At 63.3% G+C, this 14,499-nt stretch carries 10 protein-coding genes; 4 read left to right on the forward strand and 6 right to left on the reverse strand.

Going from position 1 to position 14,499, the window contains the following annotated elements; genetic code table 11:
- Positions 1–333 precede the first annotated feature (333 nt).
- Positions 334–1,566 carry a DUF2252 domain-containing protein gene (locus R8871_RS09175; RefSeq protein ID WP_175050151.1) on the reverse strand — a complete coding sequence of 411 codons (1,233 nt, stop codon included), beginning with the start codon at positions 1,564–1,566 and terminating at the stop codon, positions 334–336.
- A gap of 456 nt (positions 1,567–2,022) precedes the next feature.
- Between R8871_RS09175 and R8871_RS09180 the strand changes: the two genes are divergently transcribed.
- Positions 2,023–4,677 carry a response regulator gene (locus tag R8871_RS09180; protein WP_175050152.1) on the forward strand — a complete coding sequence of 885 codons (2,655 nt, stop codon included), beginning with the start codon at positions 2,023–2,025 and terminating at the stop codon, positions 4,675–4,677.
- A 36-nt stretch (positions 4,678–4,713) separates the two neighbouring features.
- Positions 4,714–5,634, forward strand: coding sequence for a DUF72 domain-containing protein (locus tag R8871_RS09185; protein ID WP_175050153.1), 921 nt, complete (start codon positions 4,714–4,716; stop codon positions 5,632–5,634).
- 80 nt (positions 5,635–5,714) lie between these two features.
- Here R8871_RS09185 and R8871_RS09190 read toward each other — a convergent pair whose 3' ends face one another.
- A complete protein-coding gene (locus R8871_RS09190; RefSeq protein ID WP_175050154.1) occupies positions 5,715–6,386 on the reverse strand; it encodes a glutathione S-transferase family protein in 672 nt (223 codons plus the stop codon).
- Positions 6,387–6,626: 240 nt separating this feature from the next.
- Between R8871_RS09190 and R8871_RS09195 the strand changes: the two genes are divergently transcribed.
- Together R8871_RS09195 and R8871_RS09200 are read left to right on the forward strand one after the other, a co-directional pair.
- Positions 6,627–7,652 carry an SGNH/GDSL hydrolase family protein gene (locus tag R8871_RS09195; RefSeq protein WP_175050685.1) on the forward strand — a complete coding sequence of 342 codons (1,026 nt, stop codon included), beginning with the start codon at positions 6,627–6,629 and terminating at the stop codon, positions 7,650–7,652.
- A gap of 221 nt (positions 7,653–7,873) precedes the next feature.
- A complete protein-coding gene (locus tag R8871_RS09200) occupies positions 7,874–8,140 on the forward strand; it encodes a hypothetical protein (protein ID WP_093633237.1) in 267 nt (88 codons plus the stop codon).
- Here the strand turns inward: R8871_RS09200 and R8871_RS09205 are convergent.
- Genes R8871_RS09205 through R8871_RS09220 form a run of 4 tightly spaced genes read right to left on the reverse strand, consistent with a single transcriptional unit; the run spans position 8,085 to position 14,497 of the window.
- Positions 8,085–9,476: an ATP-binding protein gene (locus R8871_RS09205; protein ID WP_175050155.1), complete on the reverse strand. Its 1,392-nt coding sequence runs from the start codon at positions 9,474–9,476 to the stop codon at positions 8,085–8,087. The two genes, R8871_RS09200 and R8871_RS09205, sit on opposite strands and share 56 nt — an antisense overlap.
- Positions 9,473–10,186 (reverse strand): response regulator, encoded by a 714-nt coding sequence (locus R8871_RS09210; protein ID WP_093632907.1) that lies wholly within the window; start codon positions 10,184–10,186, stop codon positions 9,473–9,475. Before R8871_RS09210 ends, R8871_RS09205 begins: the two co-directional genes overlap by 4 nt.
- Before the next feature lie 16 nt (positions 10,187–10,202).
- Positions 10,203–13,334 (reverse strand): efflux RND transporter permease subunit, encoded by a 3,132-nt coding sequence (locus R8871_RS09215; protein ID WP_175050156.1) that lies wholly within the window; start codon positions 13,332–13,334, stop codon positions 10,203–10,205.
- Positions 13,331–14,497 carry an efflux RND transporter periplasmic adaptor subunit gene (locus R8871_RS09220; RefSeq protein ID WP_175050157.1) on the reverse strand — a complete coding sequence of 389 codons (1,167 nt, stop codon included), beginning with the start codon at positions 14,495–14,497 and terminating at the stop codon, positions 13,331–13,333. The genes R8871_RS09215 and R8871_RS09220 overlap by 4 nt, the downstream gene beginning before the upstream one ends.
- Between the last annotated feature and the right edge of the window lie 2 nt (positions 14,498–14,499).

Raw genomic sequence — 14,499 nt, forward strand, 5'->3', positions numbered from 1 at the left:
TAACGCCCACGGCCCTCAACCGAAGCCCGTGGTTTCCCCTGCAGACCCATCCGCGACGCACGCAGTGCGCAGTGGGAGCTGATGAGTCCTTTGTCACTAACGCCGAATGCGCGAGGGCGCGGATTCCAGTCGCACCACTACCCGCAGCAGACCACGGTGCCCACTTAGCAGTAGCGGTTTAAGCCGCTTTCTTTTGCCTACTTTTCTTTGCGGCAAGCAAAGAAAAGTAGGTGCCCCCCCGCACAGGGGGAACGCTAATAGACCACTAACAATGCAAGGAAAGGCCAAAGCCCCAAGAACACGGCCAATAAGCGCCGCGCAGGCAAAACAAAGTCACCTATTGCCCCCCTCAGTGGCATACCTCCGACAATGCTCCAAATACCCCACAGCATGGCTACTAACCAACTCTAAAATACTCTTCCAGAGCCACCCCGGCGCATCAAGCGTCTTCGACCGATTCCTCCGCAACTCCGCGAGCCAACCCGCACGTTCGCCACTATCCATTTGCCGCGCATGCGCCTTCCCCACCACCAACGCAAGAAAGCGCGCAGCTTTCATCGCCTCATCCTGCGTCAACTGCTCAATCGTCAACTTCATATCCTGCGGCAGCAGCTCCCGTATAACAACAGCGCGATCCAATAACCGCGCCGCCCGCATCCGCTCGCCCAGCGAGGGCGACAAATGCCGCGCTCCCTCCACCACCCGCTCGGCGTTATCCCGCGGCATGCGCACCTTGGGGTAACGCGGCGCGGCCGCCTGCGCAGCTTCCTTGATGTCGATCAGGCACAGGTCGTCGCCATCCACCGCAGCGCCGTCGATGTCCAGCAATACCGCATACCGCAACCGCCCCAGCGAACTGCATCCCTTCACCCAGTAAGCCGCGTCGAGCACGTCGACATCAGCGTCGTCACCGCCGCCGCGCAACACTGTCGCGAGCCGCGCCAGCGAGCCCTTCTCGAACAGCGCCTCGATCTCGCGCCGCTCGCTCTTCGCCAGCGGCCAGAAGCGCGGGCCAAGTGGGATGGTCGGCTCCAGATCCTCAATCCGTTCTTCCGCCAGATGACGCCACGATCGGCGCACCGCTTCCTTCATCACCACCCTCACCGCCTCCGGCTTCTCGGCATGGATATCGGCCTCGCCGGCCGCTTCGTCGAAGGCCCGCTCGTAGCCGTCCGCCAACGCTTCCATCATGTGCACGGTGGTCAGGCCAGGCAGGTTCGAACCGCGCGCGGCCGTCGCCAGTGACAGCCCGAGGCGGATCAGGTCGTGTGCAGGATTGCCAATCACCGTCTGGTCGAGGTCGCGAATCAGGATCTCGACGCGCCCTTGTGCATCGGCGACCGGCCCGAGATTGCCGCTGTGGCAATCGCCGCAGATCCAGATCGCCGGACCTTCAGGCAAGGTGTGGCTCTCCATCCCGTCGAGCCATTCGTAGAACTTGCTCGTGTTGCCGCGCACATAGGCATGCGCCGAACGCGCCATTCTGGCGTTGCGGCGCGTGGTCAATAGCGCTTGCCGTACGTCCGGCTTAGGCAGCTTGTTTCGTGTGATGTTTTTCCTTGCCATCGTGTGGTCCGTGTTTATTGAAGTTCGAATCCGGCATGGCGCTCATCCCCCACCATGCGCCCGTTGGCACAAGCGAACAAGAGCGGGGAGCACGAAACACGCCTGACGCTTTCGTGACGCCCATGGCGCACCGTTCATGGCGCACTAAAGCGGTCGACATGTAGTCAAAAAACGGCGACACGTGCGCTTCTTTCCGCATCACAGGCGCCGACTCGAGCAACGCAGGTAAAAGTTGCGAGGCAGTTCGCGCCGATTGTTCGGCTAAACCCGCAGGGGCCCTTCCGTTATGTCATCAGGCGAGCGTTGTAGCCTACAATTATTGCTGCCGCATGGCCGCTTCGCGCCCGCGGTGCACGGCAGAAGATTCATCCCGCCTCCTGCTGAACATTCACGCGCGCCATCAGCGCCGGCAGAGTGGGGACACATTCATTGACGTGACCTCTGTGGAGCGCAGCAATGCCATTCCCGGCACAAGATCATGGCTGCCCCGGCTGGAACGGGGAAATGGCGCGACGCATCAGCGAATTCGACTGGGCGGCCACCGACCTCGGCGCGATAGAAAACTGGCAGCGCAGTCTGACCGCCACCGTCCAGATGATGCTCGCCTCGCCCGTACCCCTCGTGCTTCTATGGGGGACACCCGGCTACATGATCTACAACGACGCCTACGCGATTTTCGCGGGCGGACGGCATCCGTATCTGCTCGGCTGTCCGGTCGAACAAGGCTGGCCTGAGGTCGCCGATTTCAACCGTCATGTGATGGCGACATGTCTTGCCGGCGGCACCCTGTCGTATCGCGACAAGGAACTGGTCCTGCTGCGCGACGGCAAGCCCGAAGACGTCTGGATGGACCTCTACTACAGCCCGGTTGCTGACGACAGCGGCGCACCCGCGGGCGTCCTCGCGATGGTCGTCGAAACCACCACGCGCGTACTCACCGAACGCTGGCGGCAACATGCCGAGGCCGAACTGCGCGAAACCAACGAACGGCTGCAACTCGCGCTCAATACCGGCGCGGTGCTCGGCACATGGGTGCTCGACGCGCGCACCGGCATCGTCACCGGTGACGAACGTTTCGCGCGCACCTTTTCGTTTCCGTTGGAAGAGGCCGCGAAAGGGCTTGAACGCAACGCCACGACGCAGGTGATCCATCCTGACGACCAGCCGCTCAACGACCGCCTGACGGCCGAAGCGATGAGCACCGGCACGCCGTTTCGCGCCGAATACCGGATTCGCCGCCCCGATGGCGACTACATGTGGGTGCAGGCAAACGGCCAGTGCGAGTTCGACGAACAGGGCGAGCCGACGCGCTTCCCCGGTGTGCTGATCGACATCCACGAGCGCAAGATCGCCGAACAATCGCTGCGCCAGTTGACCGAAACGCTCGAACAACGCGTTGCCGATGAAGTCGCGGCACGGGCAATCGCCGAAGAACAGTTGCGCCAGGCGCAGAAGATGGAAGCGATCGGCAGCCTCACAGGCGGCGTCGCGCACGACTTCAACAATGTGCTGCAGGTGATCAACGGCAATCTGCAGATGCTCGCGGCCGACGCCGGCGAGAGTCCGGCCACGCTGCGGCGTTTTTCCGCTGCGACGGATGCCGTCAAACGCGGCGCGAAACTGGCCGCGCATCTGCTCGCCTTCGCGCGCCGCCAGCCGCTCTCGCCTACTGTGCTGAATCCACGCCGCCTGCTTGCCGGCATGAGCGAGATGCTGCACCGCTCGCTTGGCGAGACCGTCAAGATCGAAACGGTGTTAAGCGACGACCTGTGGAATGTGCAGGCCGATCGCAATCAACTCGAAAACGCCCTGCTCAATCTTGCGATCAATGCGCGCGACGCGATGCAAGCCGACGGCACGCTCACCGTTCGCGCGACGAACCGTGTGCTGGACCCGGCGTTTTGCCGCGGCAAGCCGGAACTCTCACCGGGCGAGTACGTGGTGTTCTCGGTCAACGACACGGGCACCGGCATGAAACCCGAAATCCTGGAGCACGTGTTCGAACCGTTTTTCACGACCAAGCCCGACGGCCACGGCACGGGCCTCGGCTTAAGCATGGTGTTCGGCTTCGTCAGGCAAAGCGGCGGCCATACGGTAATCGACAGCGAAGTGGGCCGCGGCACCACCGTCTCGCTCTTTTTTCCGCGCTGCTGCGAGCCGGAAACAGTCGAAGCCGTCGATCAAACCTCGGCGCCGGTGGGCGGCGGCGAAACGATTCTGGTGGTCGAAGACGACGCGGATGTGCGCCTGACCGCCGTCGAAATGCTCGCGCAGCTCGGCTATAAAGTCCTGACTGCTTCGAGTGGCGACGCGGCGCTCGAATTCATCGACAGCGACGTGCCGATCGATCTGCTGTTTACCGATGTCGTGATGCCCGGCCAGGTGAAAAGCGTGGAGCTGGCGCAGCGTGCGGCGGCGCGCTCACCCATGGTGCCGACGCTCTTTACCTCGGGCTATACGCGCGACGAGATCGTCCATCACGGCAAGCTCGATACCGGCATCACGTTGCTGTCCAAGCCTTACCGGCGCGACGATCTAGCGCGCAAGGTGCGCAGCGTGCTGCGCGGCGCCGGCGTCGCGAGCGTGAGCGAGGGGCAGATTTCTCCCTGCGTGCCGCGTACGGTCTACGATCCGGCCAGTGCAGCCGAAGCGGCCAACCCACGCGAAAGCCTGCACGCGCATGCCCCGGCGAATCCGCCGGCGGATCACCCGGCAAGTCCATCGTCGCATCAACCCGGTACGCCGGCCCGCGTGCTGCTGGTCGAAGACGACACCGATTCGCGCGACGCCCTCTGCGATCTGCTCGGCGCACTGGGGCTCGACTGCACCGCGCTCGGGAGCGCCGAGGAAGCGCTGCCGCTCGTGCCCGCGCAACGTTTCGATGTCCTGCTCACCGACCTGACCTTGCCCGGCATGTCCGGCGACAACCTGGCACGCGTGGTGCTGAGCCGGCAGCCGGACATCCGCGTTTTGCTGGTGTCGGGTTATGGAGAGAACGCCGATATCGGCGACACCATTCCCGGCGCACGGATGCTCGGCAAGCCGCTCGATATCTCGCAGCTGCGGCGCGAACTCGCGGAGTGGCTCGATCACACGGAGGCGGCTTCCTAGGCTCGCCTATGCGCGGCAACAACCACGTTGACTCCGATGGACATCCGCTGCGGCACCGCCGGCTGGACCGACAAAACGCTGATCGCCTGCAAGCGGTTTTACCCGCCCGGCAGCAGCAGCGCTGAAGCCCGGCTGCGCTTTTACGCATCGCAGTTTCCGTTGGTCGAAGTCGATTCGGCCTACTATGCGATGCCATCGGCAAGCAACGCGCAGTTGTGGACCGAACGCACGCCGGAAGGCTTCACGTTCAACTTCAAGGCGTTCCGGCTTTTTACCGGGCATCAGACTTCGCCCGACGTCCTGCCGAAAGACATTGCGATGGCGCTGCCCGAAGGCATCACGGGTCCACGCAAGAAAAACGTCTACTACCGCGACATACCAGCCGAGATCCTCGATGAATTGTGGCGGCGCTATCTGGAAGCGCTGGAACCGCTGCGTGCAAGCGGCCGTCTCGGCGCGGTGCTGTTCCAGTTCGCGCCGTGGATCACGCGGGCGCCGGATGGCCTCGCGCTCGTGGAAGAATGCCGGGCGCGCATGGCGGACTACATGATGGCCGCCGAGTTTCGCAATCAATCCTGGTTCGACGATCAGCACGCACCATGGACGCTCGACTTTCTGCGCGAGCGCAGCCTCGTCCACGTAATCGTCGATGCGCCGCCGGATGTGACGAACCGCGTACACACCATATGGGAAGCAACCCATCCTCAGCTCGCCATGGTGCGTCTGCATGGCCGCAATACGCAGGCATGGAGCGCAACGGGCGCGGCGAGCGCAGCCGATCGCTTCGATTACGACTACAGCGACGACGAGTTGACCGGACTGGCCCCCTCGATCCGCGCAATCGCGACACGCGCCGGCCGTACCCACGTCATCTTCAATAACTGCTTCGAGGACCAGGGGCAGCGTAACGCGCGGACGCTAATGAGCATCCTGGGGGCGAGCGCGAGCCCGCTATGATCCGTTTCGATAGCCGGCTGGCACGTATCCGCGCCGGGCGTGGCGAAGCCCAATGACGGCGTTGCGCCCAGAGCCGGCCTTCATGAGCCGGCCGGTGGCTGACCAGCGACGAAAACCGCCAGTTGAGCGGCGAAAGCCCGTTTGTAGGCGGGCCGCGCTTCGCCGCGGGCGACATAGGCGGCGAGGTTCGGGTATTCGTCCAGCAGACCCGATGCCTTCAACCTGAGCAGCACCGACACCATGATCAGATCGCCCGCACTGAACGGGCCGTCGAGCCAGTCGGCGTTGCCAAGGCGATCGGAGAGCTCGCCCAGCCGGTCACGGATGCGATCCTTGACGAGAGGCAGGCGCTCGTCGTACCAGGTCTTGTCCCCCTCCAGAAATCTGGCGGTTTGGAGATCGAGGATCGGCGGCTCAACCGTGTTGAGCGCGGCAAACATCCATGTGATCGCGCGTGCCCGGGCATTCGCATCGTCAGGTAGCAGGCCTGCGTGGCGCTCTGCGATTTGGAACACGATCGCCCCCGACTCGAACAGGACAAGCGCGCCTTCTTCATAGGTCGGGATCTGCCCAAAAGGATGAAGCGCCCGATGCGCGGGTTCTTTCATTGCATCGAACGAAACAAGACGAACCTCGTAAGCCTGGCCGACTTCTTCAAGCGCCCAGCGAACACGCATGTCACGCGCCAGTCCCCTGCCGCGATCGGGTGAGCGTTCAAAGGCGGTAATAACGGGGGTCGGTGGAAGAGGCACGGTGATTTCTCCTTTGCTGGATGTCTCGTCGAGTGCCGGTTATGCAACTCCAGCGCTCACTTACTCGACGTTCGGGACAGGGCTAAATCGACATCCCGGGAACGCGTCGTCCCGATACGTCGCTTGCCGCGAACGGCATCCTTTTTGCTACCCGGGAAGTACTGTCGAGAGAATGACATGCAGGCTGGCGAACCGTCCGCCACATGGGGCAACCGCCCGTTCGATCTGTGGGGAGGCGCTATGCAGGGAAGCAAAGACACGGTACGTGCTGTAATTCTTGCCACGATGATGTCGCTATTGACAGCATGCGGCGGGGGTGGAGGCGGAGGCTCGAGCAGCGGCAGTGGCGCGGCCACGCCGCCGGGCGGCGTGAAACTGCAAGTTGTCTCATTCGGCGACAGCCTGTCGGACGTCGGAACGTATGCGCCGCTCGCGAGCGCGGTGGGTGGCGGCCGTTTCACGACCAATCCGGGCCAGGTATGGACCCAGAACGTCGCGCAATATTACGGCGGCTCGCTAGGTGCAGCATTTACGATTGACGTCACGCATAAGCTGAGCGCGCAAAGCGGTCTCGGCTATGCCGAGGGTGGCTCCACAGTTGCGACGCCGGCAAACCAGAACGACTTTCTTACGGACGTGATCGGCAATGTCGAAATGCCGGTCAATCAACAGGTTTCGAGCTACCTGTCCACCCACGGGAGTTTCAATTCCGGTCAACTGGTTCTGGTGTGGGCCGGCGCGAACGACGTGCTTCGCGCCGGTTTGCTGCCGGCCGCGGCGCCGACGGTGCAAACCGCGGCAACCACCCTCGCGCAGCTTGTCGGCCAGATTGTTCAGAACGGCGCCACGCATGTGGTGCTGGTCAATGTACCGAACGTCGGTCTGTCGCCCAAAGGCCTCGCCGCATCCGATGGCGGGGCCAATCTGACCCAGCTATCGCAACTCTTCAACCAGGATCTGAACGCTGCCTTGCAGGCCGATGGCCTGCAAGGCAAGGTCATCCAGATCGATTCCTATACATGGATCGACCAGATGATCACGAACTTTCAGGCTAATGGTTTCGCCGTGGCAAACACCGGCCAGGCCTGCGACCCCAAGAAAACGCCGGATGACACGGCATTGCTGTGCTCGCCCGCGACCTATGTGACGGCCAACGCCGATCAGACGTACATGTTCGCCGACGACCTTCATCCGACGACGCATCTGCATGCGCTGTTCGCCCAATTCGTCGAGCAGCAGATCGCCAGCAGCGGTCTCGGCCACTGAGCCTTCAAAACGATGACGACTCGCTGACATCACGCTTTCTCAATGAATTCCGGCGACTTGCGCTTCGTCCGGCGTGTGATACGTTAGTGTTAGGGATGTTTGTGTATGTGTGCGGCACGAACGACCCCTGGTATGATGCCAATCGCACGCCGGTCGGCGTTCGATCCGGCATCACGTTTGTCGCAGCGATTGTCATTGCATTTCCAGCCACGAGAACCATCATGCCCGCCCAACACGACGAAGTCCCCACTACCAGCACCACGCCGGGCAAGGCTAAGCGCAAGGATCTGTCCATGGTGGCGCGCAATCTTATGATGGTTGCAATCGGCGTCATCGTCTTCGCGATCGTCGCGACCGTCGTGCTCTACGGTCCGATCACCTACGGCGACGAGATTCCCAATTTCGGCATCATCCTCATGCTGACCGTGCCGGTCATTGCGGGCGTGGCCTTCCGGGTGGGACTGGATGCGTGGCTGGACCGGGAATGAGCGGCAACACCACCCACACTTCCAACCCGCCGCCCTCGCGCGCATGAAACTGCAGGCTGCCGCCGTGCAGCCGGGCAATCCGCTCGACAATCGCCAGGCCCAGCCCGGTGCCGCCGCTATGCGCGCGAGCATTGCGGCCACGCTGAAACGGCGCTTTGAGTTGCTCCAACTCCTCCGCTGAAAGACCTTTACCGCGATCGCCGACCGCGACATACACGGCTTCACCTGTGGCCCAACTGCGTACGGCGAGCCCGCTGCCGCCATAGACGATTGCGTTCTGCATCAGGTTCATCAGGAGCCGCATCATGCTGATCGGCCGGTAGGCAATCGCGGGCAGAACCGCGAGCGACAATTCGAACTCATGGCCCAGCCCGGCGAAATCGCCGGCGAGCCGTTCGACCAACGCATTGAGATCGCCGGGCTCGGGCGCCTCACGCTCGCCGCTGCCGGCGTAATCCATGAACTGCTGCAAGATCGTCTCGATCTGGTCCAGATATCCCTCGGCGGCGACCACGAAGTTGCTGTCGCTGCCGTCCGGCATCGCCATGGCCATCGAGAGCCGCAGCTTGGTGAGCGGCGTGCGGATGTCGTGCGAGATGCCCGCCAGCATCAGCGCGCGCGTCGCCTCGGCCTGCTGCAACGCATGCGTCATCTGATTGAACGCGCTGCTCACCGTGGCGATCTCGATTGGACCGTCGGTCGATAACGGCTCGGGTTTTTCGCCGGCACTCACGCGGCGCGCCGCCTGCGTCAACGCCTGGAGCGGCTGGTTGAGGTGGCGCTGGATCACGTAGCCGGTCAACGCCGCCAGTGCGCCCAAACCGAGCGACAACAGAATCGCGGCGTCGAGTCCATTGCCCCGCGCGTCCTCGGGAATCGGCAGAGCGATCCAGTACGGCGTATGCGGCGCATCGGCCGGCGCATGCATGCGAATCCACAGGCGTTGACCGCCTTCGGACTGCCAGAGGGCGGGCATATCAGCGGGCAGATGCTCGCGCAAGCTGTCGAGAAACACATTGCGCTGATACGTGCGGTAAGCACGCATCAGACTGGGTGGCGGTTCAACGGTGGCATCGGCGGGAAGTTGCGTGCGAGCGTCGAGACGTGCCGTCAATTCGGCGCGTGCGCGAGGAGGTGTGGCTTGAAGCAGGTTATCGAGCGTTGTCACGTATGTGGCGAACACCGCGGCCGCCCGTTCGACGCGGGGCCGCTGCACATAGTGCAGCAACACCGCAAGCGCGCAGAGCTGGCTTAGCATCACCAGCACGATCAGCAGGAGGATATTGCGCGCCAGCAGCGTTTTAGGCAGCGCCCTCTGCAGCCACGTGCGCGTCATGAGTCGACGTCCGCGACCAGCATGTAGCCGACGCCCCATACGGTCTTGATGAAGCGCGGTTTCGAGGGGTCGTCCTCGATAATCTGCCTGAGCCGCAGGACCTGCACATCGATGCTGCGATCGAGCGCATCGTGATCGCGCCCACGGGCGCGCGCCAGCAGATTGTCGCGGCTCACAGGCCGGTTCGGCGACGAGGCCAGCGCGACCAGCAGCAGCATCTGCGCCGAATGAATCTCCAGCAACTCACCGGTACGCGACAGCTGCTGCTTGCCGACATCGAGACTGAAATCGCCGAAACGCACGCTCTGCGAGGTCACAGTGACATCGCCCGAGGCGATCTTCTGGCGGCGCAGCAGCGCATTGATGCGCGCCACCAGTTCACGCGGCAGGAAGGGTTTGGCGAGGTAGTCGTCGGCGCCGGTTTCGAGGCCGAGCACCCTGTCGAGCGGATCGCCCTTCGCGGTCAGCATCAGGATCGGCAGCGTCTGCCCTTGCTCGCGCAACCGGGCGCAGATGGCGAGGCCGTCCTCTTCGCCGATCATCAGATCGAGCACCAGCAGATCGAACGGCTCACGTTCCAGATAGCGGTCGAGCCGTTTGCCGTCCTCCGCGATCCGGACGTCGAAACCGTGGCCGCGCAGAAAACGCTGCAGCATGTTGCGCAGCTCGGCTTCGTCGTCGAGCACGATGATTTTGGCGGGGCGTTCCATACGAAAGCTCCTCGGTTTAGGCGTCGGGCGGTGCATGCCGCGCCGCGTGCCGTTCGGCCTGGCGCTGCAGCAGCACGTAGAACGACGGAATGAACAGCACGGCAATGCACGTTGAAGCGAGCATCCCCGAAAATACCGCAATCCCGAGCGAACGGCGCGCGCTCGCACTCGCGCCGGTGGCGATCACGAGCGGCACCACGCCGAGAATAAACGCGAACGAGGTCATCATGATCGGCCGGAATCGCAAGCGCGCCGCTTCCACTGCGGCCTCGGCAACGCCCACGCCCTGCGCGCGCAGATGCCGTGCGAACTCGACGATCAGAATCGCGTTCTTCGCCGACAGCGCGATCAGCAGCACGAGGCCGATCTGCGTGTACAGGTTATTCGCAGCGCCAAGCATGGCAAGCGTACCCGCTGTACCGAGCAAAGCCAGCGGCACGGCGAGCACGACTGCCACCGGCAGCAACCAGCTTTCGTATTGCGCGGCCAGCACGCAGAACACCAGTAACACGCCCACGGCAAACACCCAATAGGCCGAATTGCCGACCAGTTTCTCCTGATACGACATCGCGGTCCATTCATAACCGATACCCGCCGGCAGCACGCGCGCGGCTTCCTGCTCGAACGCGGCGATCGCCTGACCGGTGCTATAGCCGTTCGCCGGATTGCCGTTGATAGCCGCGGCCGGCGCGAGGTTATACAGCGTTGCCACGGCCGGGCCGACGCTCGTATGTGCATCGATGAAGGTGCCCAGCTCCACCATATGGCCGCTGTTGCTGCGAATCTGCAAACGGCGGATGTCGTCGGTTTCGCGGCGAAACGCGCCGTCGGCCTGCACGAACACGGGGAACGTATGGTTGAACGTCGTGAACTGGTTCACATAGCTCGAGCCGACATAATCCTGCAGCAGGTCGAACACGTTGCCGACCGGCACCTGCAGCGACTCGGCCTTGGCGCGATCGAGCGTGAGTTCGACGGTTGGCACCGACGCGCGAAACGGGCTGAACACGCGCTGCAGTTCGGGCCGCTTCGAGACGCTGGCAATCAGCGCGTCGGTAGCGTCCTGCAAACGCTGATAGTTCTGCGAGCCGTCCGTGAGCATCACCTGCATCTGCACGCCGCCGCTATTGCCGAGGCCCTGGATCGGCGGCGGCACAATCACCACGGAGCGCACGTCAGGCAGTTTCGCGAGTTCGCTATTCATGCGCAAATACAGCGAGCGCAGGTCCTCGCCTTTGCCGCGCTTGCTCCAGTCGTCGAGCGTGACGTAGATCAGCGCGGAATTCGGCAGCGAGGCGTTGTTATCGAGCGGTGAAATACCGCCGATCGACACCACATGGCTCACGCCAGGAATCGCGCCGATGCGCTTTTCTATCTGCGTGCTCGCCTCACGAGTGCGGCCGAGCGAAGCGGCGTCGGCCAGTTGCGCGGCGATCAGGATATAGCCCTGATCTTCGAGCGGAATGAAGCTGGTGGGCACACGCGTCAGCAGAAACGCAGACGCCGCGCCGAGCACCAGCGCGATGCCGAGCGCGAGGCCGCAGCGCTGCACGAACCACGACACCACGCGCACGTAGCCCTTTTCGACACGGGCGTACCCCTTGTCGAACACGCGATACACAATGTTCGGCTTGCCGGGCCGCGCGTGCCGTAGCCAGCGCACGCTTTGCACCGGCTTGAGCGTCACCGCGTTGATCGCGCTGATGATGGTCGTTGCGACGACAACCAGCGCGAACTGCCGGTACATCTGGCCCGTGACGCCGCCAAGAAACGCTGACGGCAGGAACACTGAAACCAGCACCAGCGTGATGCCGATGATCGGCCCGAGCAACTCGTGCATCGCGTCGATAGCCGCCTGCTTCGGCGTCTTGCCCTGCTCGATATGCTGCGTAATCCCCTCCACCACCACGATCGCGTCGTCCACCACGATGCCGATTGCCAGCACGATCGCGAACAGCGTCAGCAGGTTGATCGAGAAGCCGAGCATATAGATCGCGCCGAACGTGCCGATGATCGTCACCGGAATCGTCGTGGCGGGCACGAGCATCGCACGCCAGTTCTGCAGAAACAGCAGGATCACCGCGAGCACCAGCAGCGCGGCCTCGAACAGCGTCTTGTACACGTCGATCACGGATTGCCGCACGAAGGTCGTCGTATCGAACGGCAATTGATAGCTGACGCCTTTCGGCATATCTTTGGCCAACCGCGCCATGGTTGCTTTCACCGCATTGCCGACCTCCAGCGCGTTGGCTTCCGGCAGTTGATAAATGGCAATGCCCGCAGCCGGTTTGCCGTCGAGATTGAAGAACTGCCCATAGCTCGACGAACCGAGTTCGGTGTGCCCCACATCGCGAATGCGCACGAAGTGACCACCGTCGTTCGGATCGGCTTTGACGATGATGTCGTCGAACTCATGCGGATCGGACAGCGCGCCCTGCATCGTCACCGTGAGCTGAAACGCCTGGCCGCCCGCGTTCGGCTCCGAACCGAGCTGACCGGCGCTGACGTCCTTGCTTTGGCTCTGGATCGCCTGCATCACGTCGGCGGCGGTCAAACCGCGCTCGCTCAGCTTCTGCGGATCGAGCCACACGCGCATGCTGTACTGCCCCGTGCCGAACACGGTGACGTCACCGACACCCGGCAAACGCGCGAGCGTGTCGCGCAGATAAATCACCGCGTAGTTGCTCAGAAACAGCGAATCGTATTTCGGATCAGGCGACTGCAGCGTATACAACTGCAGGATCGCCGTGGAGCGTTTGCGCACGGTCACGCCCTGCTGCTGCACCGCTTGCGGCAATTGCGCGGTGGCGGCCGACACGCGGTTTTGCACCAGCACCTGCGCTTTATCGACATCCGTGCCGACGGCGAAAGTGACCGTGAGCGTGTAGGTGCCATCGTTCGTGCTGGTCGATTGCATGTACAGCGCGTTTTCCACGCCATTGACCTGGGTTTCGATCGGCAGCGCCACGCGGTCGATCACAGTCGCCGCGCTCGCACCCGGAAAGCGCGCGACAACCTGCACGGTCGGCGGCGTGATCGGCGGATATTGCGCAATCGGCAAGTTGATCAGCGCAACAGCGCCGAGCAGCATCACGATCAACGCGATCACATTGGCAAGAACCGGCCGCTCGACAAAGAAGCGGATCATGACTGACCCTGCGCCGCAGCGGCGACCACCTGCACCTTGGCGCCGGGCGCGACAGCCAGCGCACCGCCGGTCACGACCTGGTCGTTCGCTGTGAGACCCGAGGTGACCGCCCGCTGCGACCCGTACAAGCCGCCGGTAACCACCGCGCGTTTTTCGATCACGCCCGCGCTGTTCACGAGCAGCACCGACGCGCCCGCCTGATCGCGCAGCAATGCCGTGTCCGGCACCAGCAGCACGTTTTGCGGCGCGCCCGCCGGAATGTGCACTTCGACCGACATGCCGGGAATCAGATGCGCGTCCCGATTTGCAATATCGGCGCGCAGCTTGACCGCCCCGCTGCTCGAATCGACGCGTGTGTCGACAAATTCGAGCGCGGCGTCCTCACCTTGCCCCGGGCCCGCGGCCGCGCCAAGCACATTGACGCGCACCGTGCGGGGTGGCTGCGTGAAGAGCCCGATGCGGTTGGCGTCGCGTTCGTTGAGTGTGAAATTCACGTACACCGGCTGGATGCGATCCAACGTAGCGAGCTTGGTGGAGTCGGACGCACCCACCAGATTGCCGACATCGAATGCACGTGCGCCGATGCGGCCCGCAAACGGCGCACGTATTTCTGTGTAAGCGAGATTGATACGCGACATGTCGCGTTTGGCGAGTGCCTGGTCGCGTGTGGTCTGAGCTTTCTGCAGGGTCGATTCGGAGGTAGCGTTATCGGAGGTGAGTTGCTTTTGCCGGACCAGTTCCTGGTCGGCATTGTCGAGCGCGGCCTGGTCGTAGGTCAGTTGCGCGCGATACGTATCCGGCTCGATGCGAAACAGCACCTGCCCTTGCTTGACGTAAGCGCCATCGGCAAAGCCGATCTCCTTCAGCACACCCTGCACGCGCGCAGTTAGCGTGACGGTCGCCGAGGGCGCGACGGTGCCGCTCAGATCGAGTTGTTCGCGCACCTCACGCGGCACCGGCCGTGTCACGCTGACTTGCGGCAGGGACACGGCCGGTGCCGATTGTGCCGATTGTGCCGATTGCGCCGCCTGTGCCGATTGTGCGGCAGGCGCGCTGCCGTCGTGGCACGCAGCCAGCATCATTGCCGCTGCCAGCACGATACAAAGCCTCGTTCCCAGATGCGTGTTTGCCACGCTACGCTGTGCCCCGCTCCCGTTTTTCATAT

Origin of the sequence: Paraburkholderia sediminicola (genome assembly GCF_902859805.1) — a bacterium.
Lineage (GTDB): Bacteria > Pseudomonadota > Gammaproteobacteria > Burkholderiales > Burkholderiaceae > Paraburkholderia > Paraburkholderia sediminicola.

Bases quoted from the DNA above. Each gene is read 5' to 3' on its own strand.
- R8871_RS09175 (WP_175050151.1), bottom strand. From the start codon at position 1,566: ATGGCAAGGAAAAACATCACACGAAACAAGCTGCCTAAGCCGGACGTA.
- R8871_RS09180 (WP_175050152.1), top strand. From the start codon at position 2,023: ATGCCATTCCCGGCACAAGATCATGGCTGCCCCGGCTGGAACGGGGAA.
- R8871_RS09185 (WP_175050153.1), top strand. From the start codon at position 4,714: ATGGACATCCGCTGCGGCACCGCCGGCTGGACCGACAAAACGCTGATC.
- R8871_RS09195 (WP_175050685.1), top strand. From the start codon at position 6,627: ATGCAGGGAAGCAAAGACACGGTACGTGCTGTAATTCTTGCCACGATG.
- R8871_RS09200 (WP_093633237.1), top strand. From the start codon at position 7,874: ATGCCCGCCCAACACGACGAAGTCCCCACTACCAGCACCACGCCGGGC.
- R8871_RS09205 (WP_175050155.1), bottom strand. From the start codon at position 9,476: ATGACGCGCACGTGGCTGCAGAGGGCGCTGCCTAAAACGCTGCTGGCG.
- R8871_RS09210 (WP_093632907.1), bottom strand. From the start codon at position 10,186: ATGGAACGCCCCGCCAAAATCATCGTGCTCGACGACGAAGCCGAGCTG.
- R8871_RS09215 (WP_175050156.1), bottom strand. From the start codon at position 13,334: ATGATCCGCTTCTTTGTCGAGCGGCCGGTTCTTGCCAATGTGATCGCG.
- R8871_RS09220 (WP_175050157.1), bottom strand. From the start codon at position 14,497: ATGAAAAACGGGAGCGGGGCACAGCGTAGCGTGGCAAACACGCATCTG.